Genomic DNA, 13,220 nt, shown 5'->3' with positions numbered 1-13,220 from the left:
ATGTTCGGCAAACTCACACTATCGGCGATCCCGTTCGATCAGCCCATCATCATGGTGGCCGGCGCCTTCATGGGGCTGGCCGTGCTGGGCATTCTCGCCGCACTGACGATCACCGGCCGGTGGAAATGGCTGTGGACGGAATGGCTGACGACGGTCGACCACAAGAAACTTGGCGTGATGTACATCATCGTCGCGCTGATCATGCTGCTGCGCGGCTTCGCGGACGCGATCATGATGCGCATGCAGCTCGCGCTCGCGTACAACGCGCCCGGCTACCTGCCGCCGCACCACTATGACCAGATCTTCACGGCACACGGCGTGATCATGATCTTCTTCATGGCGATGGTGTTCATGGTCGGCCTGATGAACCTGGTCGTGCCGCTGCAGATCGGCGCGCGCGACGTCGCATTCCCGTTCATCAACTCGCTGAGCTTCTGGATGACGGCCGTCAGCGCGATCCTGATCAACATCTCGCTCGTGATCGGCGAATTCGCGCAGACCGGCTGGCTCGCGTACCCGCCGCTGTCGGAGCTGCAGTACAGCCCCGGAGTAGGGGTCGATTACTACCTGTGGGCGCTGCAGATCTCGGGCGTCGGCACGCTGCTGACCGGCGTGAACTTCTTCGTGACGATCATCAAGATGCGCGCGCCGGGCATGACGCTGATGAAGATGCCCGTGTTCACGTGGACGGCACTCTGCACGAACGTGCTGATCATGGCGTCGTTCCCGATCCTGACCGCGACGCTCGCGCTGCTCGGCCTCGACCGTTACCTCGGCATGCACTTCTTCACGAACGAAGCCGGCGGCAACGCGATGCTGTACCTGAACCTGATCTGGGCGTGGGGCCACCCGGAGGTGTACATCCTGATCCTGCCGGCGTTCGGCATCTTCTCGGAAATCATCGCGACGTTCGCGAAGAAGCCGCTGTTCGGCTACAAGACGATGGTGTACGCGACCTGCGCGATCATGGTGCTGTCGTTCCTCGTGTGGCTGCATCACTTCTTCACGATGGGCTCGGGTGCGAACGTGAACGCGTTCTTCGGCATCATGACCATGATCATCGCGATCCCGACCGGCGTGAAGGTGTTCAACTGGCTGTTCACGATGTATCGCGGCCGGATCGAATTCACGACGCCGGTGCTGTGGACGATCGGCTTCATGGTCACGTTCACGCTCGGCGGCATGACCGGCGTGATGATGGCGATTCCCGGCGCGGACTTCGTGCTGCACAACAGCCTGTTCCTGATCGCGCACTTCCATAACGTGATCATCGGCGGCGTGCTGTTCGGTTATCTCGCGGGCTTCAACTACTGGTTCCCGAAGGCGTTCGGCTTCAAGCTGAACGAGAAGCTCGGCAAGGCCGCGTTCTGGTTCTGGCAGGTCGGCTTCTACGTCGCGTTCGTGCCGCTCTACGTGCTCGGCTTCATGGGCATGACGCGCCGGCTCAACCACTACGACAACCCGGCCTGGCATCCGTGGCTGCTGGTTGCCGCGTTCGGTGCCGTGCTGATCGCGATCGGCATCGCGTGCCAGTTGCTGCAGCTCGTGGTCAGCATCCGCAACCGCAACCTGCCGGAGTACCGCGACACGACGGGCGATCCGTGGGGCGGCCGCACGCTGGAATGGGCGACGACGTCGCCGCCGGCCGACTACAACTTCGCGGTGATTCCGCAGGTGCGCACGCTCGACGCCTACACGGACATGAAGGCGCGCGGCGAAGGCCGGCCGAACCCGGCGTCGATCCGCGACATTCACATGCCGTCGAATACCTGCGCGGGCCTCGTGGTTGCGGTCTTCAGCCTGGTGCTCGGCTTCGCGCTGGTGTGGCACATCTGGTGGATGGCGATCGGCGGGCTCGTCGGGATCGTCGCGACGCTGGTGATCTACAGCTCGCGCGATAACGACGGCTATTACATCCCCGCGTCGACGGTGCGGAAGATCGAAGGCAAGCAGCCGACCACGCGCGTGGCCGCGCGGGTCGACGACGTGGAACTGGAGGCCAACTGATGTTGCAGAAAACCTTGAGCGCAACCCTGCTCGAGCACGACGACCATCCGCCGTCGCATTCGGTGTTCGGTTTCTGGCTGTACCTGATGACCGACTGCGTGATCTTCGCGGCGCTGTTCGCGACCTTCGCGGTGCTCGGCCACCAGTATGCGGGCGGGCCGACCGCGAAAGACCTGTTCGACATTCCGGGCGTCGCGGTGGAAACCGCCGCGCTGCTGCTGTCGAGCATCACGTACGGTTTCGCGATGCTCGCGGCGTACAAGCAGCGGCGCGGCGCGCTGCTCGCATGGCTCGCGGTGACGTTCGTGCTCGGCGCGGCGTTTCTCGCGATGGAACTGCGCGAGTTCTCGCACCTGATCGCGGAAGGCGCGGGCCCGCAGCGCAGCGCGTTCCTGTCGGCGTTCTTCACGCTGGTCGGCACGCACGGGCTGCACGTGACGGCCGGCCTGGTATGGATGATCGTGCTCGCCGGGCAGATCGTGTTCCGCGGTGGCGACCTGACCGATCGCGACCTGCGGCGCCTGACGTGCCTGAGCCTCTTCTGGCACTTCCTCGACATCGTGTGGATCTGCGTGTTTTCCTTTGTCTATCTCGCGAGCGTGATCTAAATGGCCCATACGCATTCGTCTCAACTCGAAGAAGGGCACGGCAGTGTCGGCGGCTACGTCGCCGGTTTCATCCTGTCGGTGCTGCTCACGGCCGCGTCGTTCGGCCTCGTGATGGGCGGCGTGCTGTCGCCGCATGCGTCGCTGATCGCGCTGGCCGCGCTCGCGTTCGTGCAGATCGTCGTGCACCTCGTGTACTTCCTGCACATGAACGGCTCGTCGGGCCAGCGCTGGAACGTGATGGCGTTCAGCTATACGGTGCTGACCGCGGCGATCCTGATCGTCGGCACGCTGTGGGTGATGCACAACGTCAGCATGAACATGATGTCGCGCTGAGCGGCGTCGCGGCGCCGGGTTCGTTATCCGCGCGCGTTGATGAAGAAAAGGCGGCACGCAAGTGCCGCCTTTTTGTTTTGGTACAGTCGCGCCGCGCGACGTATCCGGTGTTGCGATGACGACCGGCTTAGCGGGCCCGCGAACGGGAGTCGGACGCGTGTCGGCATCGGCCCGGCCCCGGCGTGGCAGGGCGGGCGGGGCCGGGCAGGCGTCGATTGTTACAAGACGTTAGCGCAGGCTTCCCGTTGCGATGCGGCGCATCAGTTCTTACAAACTTGAAATATGCGGAGACGGCGCTTGCCGTTATAGTCGAATCACACATGACACAACCAGAAGAGGAATCCATGAAGACCTTGCGTGTTGCCTCGCTCTTGACCGGTGTGACGGCCTTGCTCGTGTCGGGCGCAGCAATGGCGGGAGTCAATGTCGGGATCAACATCGGCGTGCCGGCACCGGTCTACGTCGCGCCCGCGCCCGTGTATGCGCCGCCGCCGCCGGTCGTCTATCAGCCGGCGCCCATGTACGCACCGGCCCCCGTGTATGCGCCGGGTCCGGCCATCGTGATCGGCTGGCATGGAGACCGCTACTGGGACGGCCGTCGCTACTGGGGCCGCGATGAGTGGTATCGCCGCCATGGCCGCGGCTGGGGCGGCGATCGCGATCGCGGTCACTGGGATAACGGCCGCCACAACGGCTGGCACTGATCGGCACGTCGCGCACGCGTGACGTGTGCGCGACGTTCGTTCGTGAAGAAACCGCCCGCGTGGCGGTTTTCTTTTGGCCCGAACGATTGAATGGGTAGAATCGTCCCACGTTACATCCCTCATTCGATCGACAGGGCCTCTATGACGAAGGGTTCGCCCCGGGCCGCCGCCGCGCGCGTCCGTTTCGGCGCGTTGCGTGCCGTACGGGCCGCCGGCCGCGTTGCCGCGGTGTTCGCGATGCACGCGGTGTTCGCCGCGACAGCCGCGCACGCGGCCTACGCCATTGCGCAGTACGGCGAGCCGAAGTATCCGCCGGGCTTCAAGCATTTCGACTACGTCAACCCCGACGCGCCGAAGGGCGGCACGCTCGTGCTCGCGAACCCGAACCGGCTGACGTCGTTCGACAAGTTCAATCCGTTCACGATGCGCGGCAACCCCGCGCCGGGCATCGACATGCTGTTCGAGAGCCTCGCGACCGGCAGCTCGGACGAACCGGCGTCCGCGTATGGCTTGCTTGCCGACGACATCGACATCGCGCCCGACCGCCGATCGGTCACGTTCCACCTGAATCCGCGCGCGCGCTTCTCGAACGGCGATCGCGTCACGGCCGACGACGTCAAGTTTTCGTTCGATACACTGAAGAGCAAACTGGCCGCGCCGCAGTTCGGCGCGTATTTCGCGGAGATCGCGAAGGCGGTGGTCGTCGATCCGGCCACCGTGCGTTTCGAGTTCCGCAGCGCGAATCGCGAGCTGCCGCTGATCGCTGGCGGCGTGCCGGTGTTCTCGCGCAAGTGGGGGTTGCGCGCGGACGGCTCGCGCATCCCGTTCGACCAGCTCGCGTTCGAACAGCCGATCGGCAGCGGCCCGTACCTGATCGAGCGCTACGACAACGGACGCACGATCACCTACCGGCGCAACCCTGCGTACTGGGGCGCCGACCTGCCGGTGCGGATCGGCACCAATAACTTCGAACGGATCGTCTACAAGCTGTACAGCGACGGCGTCGCGAGGCTCGAGGCGTTCAAGGCCGGCGAATACGATGTGCTCGTCGAGTACATCGCGCGCAACTGGACGCGGCGCGACGTCGGCAAGCGTTTCGACAGCGGCGAGCTCGTCAAGCGCGAATTCCGCCAGCACAACGGCGCGGGCATGCAGGGTTTCTTCATGAACCTGCGCCGGCCGCTGTTCCGCGACGTGCGGGTGCGTCAGGCACTCGACCTCGCATTCGACTTCGAATGGCTGAACCGGCAACTGTTCTATAGCGCGTACACGCGTCTCGACAGCTATTTTGCCGACACCGGCCTGCAGGCGACCGGCACGCCGAGCGCCGGCGAACTGAAACTGCTGGAGCCGCTGCGCGCGCAGCTCGACCCGACCGTGTTCGGCCCGATGGTCACGCAGCCTGTGACGAACCCGCCGGGCTCGCTGCGCGCGAACCTGCTGAAGGCGCGCGAGCTGCTTGCGCAGGCCGGCTGGACCTATCGCGACGGTGCGCTGCGCAACGCGAAGGGCGAGCCGTTCACGTTCGAGATCCTCGACGATGCAGGCGGTGCGATGGAAGGAGTCGTGACCGCATACCAGCGCAATCTGACGAAGCTCGGCATCGACGCACGTTTTCGCACGGCCGATTACGCGCTGCTGCAAAAGCGGCTCGATGCGTTCGACTACGACATGACGACGATCCGCTTGCCGGGCGTGCAGGTGCCGGGCGCCGAGCAGTACTCGCGTTACGCGAGCAAGTTCGCCGACGAGCCGGGCTCCGACAACTTCATCGGGCTGAAGTCGCCGGCGGTCGACGCGCTGCTGCACGCGCTCGGCACCGCACAGTCGCGCGACGACCTGCTCGATGCGACGCACGCGCTCGACCGCGTGCTGATGCACGGCTACTACGCGGTCCCGCAGTGGTACAGCACGACACACCGGGTCGCGTATCGGCGCACGCTCGCTTATCCGCAGACGCTGCCGCTGTACTATTCGGCCGAGGGCTGGGTCGTGTCGACCTGGTGGGCGAAGCCCGATCACTGACCCGCGCCGGCCCTTCGATTAATCCCGCCTACCGATCACGAGTCGACGCCCTATGTGGAGCTACATCCTCAAACGCCTGCTGCTGATGATCCCGACGCTCATCGGCGTGCTGACCCTTACGTTCGCGGTGATCCAGTTCGTGCCGGGCGGCCCGGTCGAGCAGGCCGTGCAGGAATTGCGCAAGGGCGCGACGGAGCAGGGCGCGGTGCCGTTCGGGATGCGTGCGCACACCGGCGTCGACGCGCAGCAGCTCGCGCAGCTCAAGGCGCTGTACGGTTTCGACAAACCGCCGCTCGAACGCTATTGGCTGATGCTGAAGCGTTTCGCGCGCTTCGATCTCGGCGACAGCTACTTCCGCCACCAGAGCGTGTGGTCGCTGATCGTGCAGAAGCTGCCCGTGTCGATCAGCATCGGGCTGTGGACGTTCTTCCTCACGTACCTGATCTCGGTGCCGCTCGGCATCGCGAAGGCCGTGCGCAACGGTTCGCCGTTCGACGTCGCGACGAGCCTCGTCGTGCTCGTCGGTTATGCGATTCCGGGCTTCGTGCTCGGCGTGCTGCTGCTCGTGCTGTTCGGCGGCGGTTCGTTCTGGCAGCTTTTTCCGCTGCGCGGCCTCACGTCGGACAACTTCGCGCAGCTGTCGCTCGTCGGCAAGGTGCTCGATTACCTGTGGCACATCGCACTGCCGATCACGGCGTCGGTCGTCGGCAGCTTCGCGGTCATCACGATGCTCACGAAGAATGCGTTCCTCGACCAGATCCGCCGGCAATACGTGCTGACCGCGCGCGCGAAGGGGCTCTCCGAGCGCAACGTGCTGTGGAAGCACGTGTTCCGCAATGCGATGCTGCCGCTGATCGTCGGCTTCCCGGGCGCGTTCATCGGCGCGTTCTTCACGGGCAGCCTGCTGATCGAGACGCTGTTCTCGCTCGACGGCCTCGGGCTGCTGTCGTACGAGTCGGTCGTGCGGCGCGACTATCCGGTCGTGCTCGGCACGCTGTACCTGTTCACGTTGATCGGGCTCGCAACCAAGCTGATCTCCGACCTTTGTTATGTATGGGTCGATCCGCGCATTCAATTCGAAAACCTGGAGCGCTGACATGAAACAGACCGTCCGCATGCCCGGCGTCACCGGGCGAGGGTCGCGATGAACCGGACCATCGTGTCGTCCCGCATCGACGCGGCGCGCGCACGCGTGTCGCCGTCTCCCGCACGCCGCGTGTGGCAGCGCTTCAGGCAGCAGCGCCTCGGCTACTGGAGCTTCGTGATCTTCTTCGTCGCATTTGCCGCGAGCCTCGCCGCGCCGCTGTGGTCGAACGACAAGCCGCTCGTCGTGCGCTACGACGGCCAATACTATTTCCCGATGTTCCATGCGTATCCGGAGACGGCCTTCGGCGGCGATTTCCCGACGCCGGCCGATTATCTCGATCCGTATGTGCGCAAGCGGCTCGAGGCGCCCGGCAATTTTGTCGTCTACCCGCCGAACCGCTACTACTACGACACGCTGAACTACTTCTCGACCGTGCCGAACCCGGCGCCGCCGTCGCGCGCGAACTGGCTCGGCACCGACGCGCAGGGGCGCGACCTGCTCGCGCGGCTCGTGTACGGGTTCCGCGTGTCGGTCGAATTCGGGCTGATCCTGACCGTGATCGGCACGCTGCTCGGCATCGCCGCGGGCGCGGTGCAGGGCTTTTTCGGCGGGCGCATCGACATCGTCGGGCAGCGGCTGATCGAGATCTGGAGCTCGCTGCCCGAGCTGTATTTGCTGATCATCTTCGCGTCGATCTTCGAGCCGAGTTTCCTGCTGCTGATCGTGCTGCTGTCGCTGTTCGGCTGGATCGGGCTGGCCGACTACGTGCGCGCGGAATTCCTGCGCAACCGCACGCAGGACTACGTGCGCGCGGCACGCGCGATGGGGCTCACGAACTGGCAGATCATCTGGCGCCACGTGCTGCCGAACAGCCTGACGCCGGTGATCACGTTCCTGCCGTTCCGGATGAGCGGCTCGATCCTCGCGCTCACGAGCCTCGATTTCCTCGGGCTCGGCGTACCGCCGCCGACACCGAGCCTCGGCGAACTGCTCGCGCAGGGCAAGGGCAACCTCGACGCATGGTGGATCTCGCTGTCGACGTTCGGCGTGCTGGTCGCGACGCTGCTGCTGCTGACCTTCATGGGCGACGCGCTGCGCAACGCGCTCGACACGCGGATCGCCGATTCGGTGCGCGCGGCGGGAGGCCAGCGATGAGCGAACCGGTCGTATCGACGCAGCGCGAGCCGCTGCTGTCGCTCGAACATCTGCAGGTGCGCTTCGGCGACACGGTCGCGGTGGACGACGTGACGCTCGAGATCGGCCGCGGCGAGCGCGTTGCGCTTGTCGGCGAGTCGGGTTCCGGCAAGAGCGTGACCGCGTTGTCGATCCTGCGCTTGCTGCGCGATGCCGACGTGAGCGGCACGATCCGCTTCGCGGGGCAGGACCTTTCGGCCAGGAGCGAGCGCGAGATGCGCGGGCTGCGCGGCTCGGACATCGCGATGATCTTCCAGGAGCCGATGACGGCGCTCAACCCGCTGTATACGATCGGCGTGCAGATCGGCGAGACGATCGTGCTGCACGACGGCGTATCGGCCGCCGAGGCACGCAAGCGCGCGATCGCATTGCTCGCGCGCACCGGCATCGCGGAGCCCGAGAGGCGCGTCGACAGCTATCCGCACCAGTTGTCGGGCGGCCAGCGGCAGCGCGCGATGATCGCGATGGCGCTCGCGTGCCGGCCACGCCTCCTGCTCGCGGACGAGCCGACCACCGCGCTCGACGTGACGATCCGCGCGCAGATCGTCGACCTGCTGCTGGAACTGCAGCGCGACGAAGCGGAAAAGCGCGGGATGGCGATCCTGCTGATCACGCACGACCTGAACCTCGTGCGGCACTTCGCCGAGCGCGTCGCGGTGATGGAGCGCGGCCGGCTCGTCGAGAGCGGGCCCGTCGAGCGAATCTTCGCGGAACCCGAGCATCCGTATACGCAGCGGCTGCTGAACAGCCGTCCGCAACGCGCGGTCGCGCCCGTGATGCCGATCGCGCCCGTCGTGCTCGACGCGCGCCACGTGAGCGTGCAGTTCGCGCGCAAGCGGCCGGGTTTCGCGGGCTGGTTCGGCACGGTACCCGTGACGGCCGTCGCGGACGTGTCGGTGTCGGTGCGGCAGGGCGAGACGCTCGGCATCGTCGGCGAATCGGGGTCGGGGAAATCGACGCTTGCGATGGCGCTGCTCGGGCTGCAGAAGACGGCGGGCGGCGAGATCGAATTCCAGGGGCGTGCGCTGTCGACCTATCGCGGCCGCGAGCAGACCGCGCTGCGCTCGAACATGCAGGTCGTCTTTCAGGATCCATTCAGTTCGCTTTCGCCGCGTCACACGATCGAGCGGATCGTCGGCGAGGGGCTCGAGCTGCATCACCCGGACATGCCGCCCGATGCGCGCCGCGCGAAATCGCTCGCGGTACTGCGCGAAGTCGGCCTCGACCGCACGGTGCTGCACCGTTATCCGCACGAATTCTCGGGCGGGCAGCGCCAGCGGATCGCGATCGCGCGCGCGCTGGTGCTGGAGCCGCGCATCCTGATCCTCGACGAGCCGACTTCCGCGCTCGACGTGTCGATCCAGCAGCAGGTGCTGAAACTGCTCGCGAATTTGCAACAGAAATACAACCTCGGCTATGTATTCATCAGCCACGATCTGGAGGTGATCGGCGCGATGGCGCACCGCGTCGCGGTGATGCAGGACGGCGCCGTCGTCGAGTCGGGCGACGTGACCGATATCTTCACGAGACCGTCACATCCTTACACACAAAAGCTGTTGAAAGCGGTCTGGAAAGCGTGATAGGTGTCCAATGGTCTGACCATCTCGATTGTATTTTTTAATTTGTTTTGACAAACGATTACGCGCTGGCTAGTATCGACCGAAATTTTCCGCCAATCAGCTGATTTTTAAGCAAATTCCATCGACCAATGCAGCATCGATCCCTGACCCAGGCATGCGCGCGCACCATCGCCGGGCTGTTCATCGGCGCCCTGTTCGCAGCAGCTCCCGGCGCGTTCGCCGACGAAGTCAGCAGTTTTAACCAGAATGTCACGAATTCGACTCAAATCGGGTCGACTTCCTCCCTCCAGCAGACTAGCGCGCAGCCGTCGAGCGGCGGCGCGAAGTCGTTCCTTGCCGGCATGGCGGGCAAGGCGGGCGACGTGGTCGTCGGCGCGCTGAACATGATCGGCGTGCGCTATCGCTGGGGCGGCAATTCGCCGGATTCGGGCCTCGACTGCAGCGGCTTCGTGCGCTACGTGTTCCAGGACACGCTTGGCATGTCGCTGCCGCGCCGTGCGGAAGAAATGAGCCGCGTCGGCGAGAAGGTGAGCATGAGCAACCTCAAGCCGGGCGATCTCGTGTTCTTCAACACGATGCGCCGCACGTTCTCGCACGTCGGCATCTACATCGGCGACAACAAGTTCGTGCATTCGCCGTCGACGGGCAGCACCGTCCGCGTCGACGATCTCGACAGCGGCTACTGGGAAAAGCGTTTCACCGGCGCGCGCCGGATCGAATCGGAGTTCCCGATGAAGGCCGAGGATCTGCGTCAGCGCGTGCGCGCGACGATCGGCGACGATTCGGCGAACGGCAGCAACTGACGTTCGCCGGTCGGTCGGACCGGATAAAAAAACCCTGTCACCGAAAGGTGGCAGGGTTTTTTGTTTTTGGGGCTGGCGCAGGCGAGGCGACGGACGTCGTTCCGGCGGTCACGGGACGGTGGCGCGCGCCGTCCCGCGTATCGCGCGCTTACGCGGCAGCCACGCCGCGCGCTGCCGCGAGCTTGCGCTGCAGTTCCGGCATGATGCGCGCGACCGCTTCCTCGCCCGCGAGGATCGCCGCATTGCGCTGGTTGAAGTCGCTGCCGCCCATGGCTGCGAGGTTCGGGCGGATCACGACGTCCGCGTATTTGTCGAGCTCGTAGGTCTTGATCGTCTGGCCCATGATCGTGAAGGTCTGCAGCAGCATCTCGATCGGGTTATTGGTCGCCGCGCCGTCCGGCCGGGCCGAGATGTCGACCGCGATCACGAAGCTTGCGCCCATCTTGCGCGCGTACGACGCGGGCACGGGGCTCACGAGGCCGCCGTCCACGTATTCGCGATTGCCGATCTTGACCGGTTCGAACACCGACGGCACGCTGCACGATGCGCGCACCGCGAGCCCCGTGTTGCCCTGCTGGAACAGGATCGGCTGACCGCTCTGCAGATCCGTCGCGACGATGCCGAGCGGCTTCGCCATCTTCTCGATCGGTCGGTTGTTGAGCGTCTTGTTCAGGAAGTTCTGCAGCGCGACGCCTTGCAGCAGGCCGCGCGACCGGAACGGCAGCGCCCAGTCGCTGATCGACGCCTGGTCCATGTCGAGTGCGATCTTGTTGATCTGCAACGCGCTCATGCCCGATGCATAGAGTGCGCCGACCACCGAGCCCGCGCTCGTGCCCGCGACGATTTCGACCGGGATGCCGCGCGCCTCGAGCGCCTTCAGCACGCCGATGTGCGAGAAGCCGCGCGCGGCGCCGCCGCCGAGCGCGATGCCGATCTTCACGGGCTTCTCGTGCGGCTGTGCGGGGTTGGATGCGTTGTCGGGGCGTGACTTGTCGCCGAACGACGTACAGGCGGCGAGGCTGGCGGACGCGCACGCGATCGTGAAGTGGCGGCGCGACAGGCGAGGGGACGACATCGAATGGTTCTCCGGCAGCTTGGCGGCGGGTTACACGGCCCGCGGCGGCGATAGATTCAGCGCAGCCGCGCGACGGGTTCCGTGCGGCCGGCGCCGCGCCGGCTGGCGGCCGCGGCGCGCACATCATAAAGCAAGCGGTGCGCTTGGCGCGATGTCCGGCGCGAGTATAATTCCGGCTTCTTTTCCGTTCCGGGTGTCGCCGGCCCCGTTGCTGTCCGGGCTGCCGCCGTCGATCCCGCGTCGAATCATTCATGCGCCCCAGGCGTTCGAGTTACCGTTTATGACCCGTCCTGTCCGTACCCGCTTCGCGCCGAGTCCCACCGGCTTCATCCACCTCGGCAACATCCGCTCCGCGCTTTATCCGTGGGCGTTCGCCCGCAAGATGAAGGGCACGTTCGTGCTGCGCATCGAAGATACCGACGTCGAGCGCTCGTCGCAGGAAGCGGTCGATGCGATCCTCGAGGGGATGCAATGGCTCGGCCTGGATTTCGATGAAGGCCCGATCTACCAGATGCAGCGGATGGACCGCTATCGCGAGGTGCTCGCGCAGATGCTCGAGAAGGGTCTCGCGTACCCGTGTTACATGTCGGCCGAGGAACTCGACGCGCTGCGCGAACGCCAGCGCGAGGCCGGCCTGAAGCCGCGCTACGACGGCACGTGGCGTCCGGAGCCCGGCAAGGTGCTGCCGGAGCCGCCGGCTGGCGTGAAGCCCGTGCTGCGCTTCCGCAATCCGCTGACGGGTACGGTCGTCTGGGAGGACGCGGTGAAGGGGCGTGTCGAGATCTCGAACGAAGAGCTCGACGACCTCGTGATCGCGCGCCCGGACGGCACGCCGATCTACAACTTCTGCGTGGTGGTGGACGACATGGACATGGGCATCACGCACGTGATCCGTGGCGACGACCACGTGAACAACACGCCGCGCCAGATCAACATCCTGAATGCGCTCGGCGGCGAGGCGCCCGTCTACGCGCACCTGCCGACCGTGCTGAACGAGCAGGGCGAGAAGATGAGCAAGCGGCATGGCGCGATGAGCGTGATGGCGTATCGCGACGCGGGCTTCCTGCCTGAAGCCGTCGTCAACTATCTCGCGCGCCTCGGCTGGTCGCACGGCGACGCCGAGATCTTCTCGCGCGAACAGTTCGTCGAATGGTTCGACCTCGAGCATCTTGGCAAGTCACCCGCGCAGTACGACCACAGCAAGCTGAGCTGGCTGAATGCCCACTACATCAAGGAAGCCGACAACGCACGCCTTGCGGCGCTGGCGAAGCCGTTCCTCGACGCGCTCGGCATCGACGACGCGGCGATCGCGACGGGCCCCGCGCTCGACGCAGTGGTCGGCCTGATGAAGGACCGCGCGACGACGGTCAAGGAGATCGCCGAAGGCGCCACGATGTTCTACCGTGTGCCGGCACCGGAAGCCGACGCGCTTGCACAGCACGTGACCGATGCGGTGCGGCCGGCACTGGCCGATCTCGTCGTTGCTCTGAAGGCGGCCGACTGGACGAAGGAGGCCGTATCCGCCGCGCTGAAGGCGACGCTCGGCACGCACAAGCTGAAGATGCCGCAGATCGCGATGCCGGTGCGCTTGCTGGTGGCGGGCACGACGCATACGCCGTCGATCGACGCGGTGCTCGTGCTGTTCGGTCGCGACGTCGTGGTGTCGCGCATCGAGGCTGCGCTGGCCTGAGGTTCGTATGCGAATGAAGCTGTCCGTGCGTGACAGCGCGGCAGCTTCGCAAAAATTTCGCTCGAATCGCAAAAAGGGTATTTACAAGTTCAAAGACGGTCCATATAATCTCAT

General features: G+C 65.5%; 11 protein-coding genes. 10 read left to right on the top strand and 1 reads right to left on the bottom strand.

Annotation, left to right across the window (positions count from 1 at the left end; translation table 11 throughout):
* From cyoB to ACTRWB_RS22365, 9 genes are all read left to right on the top strand, one after another.
* Nucleotides 1–2,007 carry a cytochrome o ubiquinol oxidase subunit I gene (gene cyoB, locus ACTRWB_RS22405; RefSeq protein ID WP_446903245.1) on the top strand — a complete coding sequence of 669 codons (2,007 nt, stop codon included), beginning with the start codon at nt 1–3 and terminating at the stop codon, nt 2,005–2,007.
* Entirely contained in the window at nt 2,007–2,615 is a 609-nt protein-coding gene (gene cyoC / locus ACTRWB_RS22400; RefSeq protein ID WP_446903244.1) for a cytochrome o ubiquinol oxidase subunit III, read from the top strand. The genes cyoB and cyoC overlap by 1 nt, the downstream gene beginning before the upstream one ends.
* Nucleotides 2,616–2,948: a cytochrome o ubiquinol oxidase subunit IV gene (gene cyoD, locus ACTRWB_RS22395; protein WP_193098658.1), complete on the top strand. Its 333-nt coding sequence runs from the start codon at nt 2,616–2,618 to the stop codon at nt 2,946–2,948.
* A gap of 344 nt (nt 2,949–3,292) precedes the next feature.
* Nucleotides 3,293–3,652: a hypothetical protein gene (locus tag ACTRWB_RS22390; protein ID WP_193098657.1), complete on the top strand. Its 360-nt coding sequence runs from the start codon at nt 3,293–3,295 to the stop codon at nt 3,650–3,652.
* Between the two features lie 141 nt (nt 3,653–3,793).
* Complete coding sequence (locus ACTRWB_RS22385) at nt 3,794–5,677, top strand: extracellular solute-binding protein (RefSeq protein WP_446903243.1); 1,884 nt, start codon at nt 3,794–3,796, stop codon at nt 5,675–5,677.
* A 52-nt stretch (nt 5,678–5,729) separates the two neighbouring features.
* Nucleotides 5,730–6,773, top strand: coding sequence for a microcin C ABC transporter permease YejB (locus tag ACTRWB_RS22380; RefSeq protein WP_048248692.1), 1,044 nt, complete (start codon nt 5,730–5,732; stop codon nt 6,771–6,773).
* 48 nt (nt 6,774–6,821) lie between these two features.
* Entirely contained in the window at nt 6,822–7,919 is a 1,098-nt protein-coding gene (locus ACTRWB_RS22375; RefSeq protein ID WP_129512460.1) for an ABC transporter permease, read from the top strand.
* Nucleotides 7,916–9,538 carry an ABC transporter ATP-binding protein gene (locus ACTRWB_RS22370; RefSeq protein ID WP_446903242.1) on the top strand — a complete coding sequence of 541 codons (1,623 nt, stop codon included), beginning with the start codon at nt 7,916–7,918 and terminating at the stop codon, nt 9,536–9,538. The genes ACTRWB_RS22375 and ACTRWB_RS22370 overlap by 4 nt, the downstream gene beginning before the upstream one ends.
* A 128-nt stretch (nt 9,539–9,666) precedes the next feature.
* The gene (locus tag ACTRWB_RS22365) at nt 9,667–10,341 is read left to right on the top strand and encodes a C40 family peptidase (protein ID WP_048248689.1); all 675 of its coding nucleotides are present in this window, start codon (nt 9,667–9,669) and stop codon (nt 10,339–10,341) included.
* A gap of 148 nt (nt 10,342–10,489) precedes the next feature.
* Here ACTRWB_RS22365 and ACTRWB_RS22360 read toward each other — a convergent pair whose 3' ends face one another.
* Complete coding sequence (locus tag ACTRWB_RS22360; protein ID WP_193098653.1) at nt 10,490–11,416, bottom strand: patatin-like phospholipase family protein; 927 nt, start codon at nt 11,414–11,416, stop codon at nt 10,490–10,492.
* Between the two features lie 280 nt (nt 11,417–11,696).
* Here ACTRWB_RS22360 and gltX point away from each other — a divergent pair, with 280 nt between their 5' ends.
* A complete protein-coding gene (gene gltX / locus ACTRWB_RS22355) occupies nt 11,697–13,106 on the top strand; it encodes a glutamate--tRNA ligase (RefSeq protein WP_446903241.1) in 1,410 nt (469 codons plus the stop codon).
* Nucleotides 13,107–13,220 lie beyond the last annotated feature (114 nt).

It is taken from the genome of Burkholderia sp. YIM B11467 (assembly GCF_052952715.1).
Note: the sequence above shows the minus strand (reverse complement) of the source record. Positions and strands in the feature narration are given on the sequence as shown.

Excerpts from the sequence above, each read along its gene's own strand:
- ACTRWB_RS22360 (WP_193098653.1), bottom strand. The coding sequence starts at position 11,416 with ATGTCGTCCCCTCGCCTGTCGCGCCGCCACTTCACGATCGCGTGCGCG.
- ACTRWB_RS22375 (WP_129512460.1), top strand. The coding sequence starts at position 6,822 with ATGAACCGGACCATCGTGTCGTCCCGCATCGACGCGGCGCGCGCACGC.
- ACTRWB_RS22390 (WP_193098657.1), top strand. The coding sequence starts at position 3,293 with ATGAAGACCTTGCGTGTTGCCTCGCTCTTGACCGGTGTGACGGCCTTG.
- gltX (WP_446903241.1), top strand. The coding sequence starts at position 11,697 with ATGACCCGTCCTGTCCGTACCCGCTTCGCGCCGAGTCCCACCGGCTTC.
- cyoC (WP_446903244.1), top strand. The coding sequence starts at position 2,007 with ATGTTGCAGAAAACCTTGAGCGCAACCCTGCTCGAGCACGACGACCAT.
- cyoD (WP_193098658.1), top strand. The coding sequence starts at position 2,616 with ATGGCCCATACGCATTCGTCTCAACTCGAAGAAGGGCACGGCAGTGTC.
- ACTRWB_RS22370 (WP_446903242.1), top strand. The coding sequence starts at position 7,916 with ATGAGCGAACCGGTCGTATCGACGCAGCGCGAGCCGCTGCTGTCGCTC.
- ACTRWB_RS22380 (WP_048248692.1), top strand. The coding sequence starts at position 5,730 with ATGTGGAGCTACATCCTCAAACGCCTGCTGCTGATGATCCCGACGCTC.
- ACTRWB_RS22385 (WP_446903243.1), top strand. The coding sequence starts at position 3,794 with ATGACGAAGGGTTCGCCCCGGGCCGCCGCCGCGCGCGTCCGTTTCGGC.
- cyoB (WP_446903245.1), top strand. The coding sequence starts at position 1 with ATGTTCGGCAAACTCACACTATCGGCGATCCCGTTCGATCAGCCCATC.
- ACTRWB_RS22365 (WP_048248689.1), top strand. The coding sequence starts at position 9,667 with ATGCAGCATCGATCCCTGACCCAGGCATGCGCGCGCACCATCGCCGGG.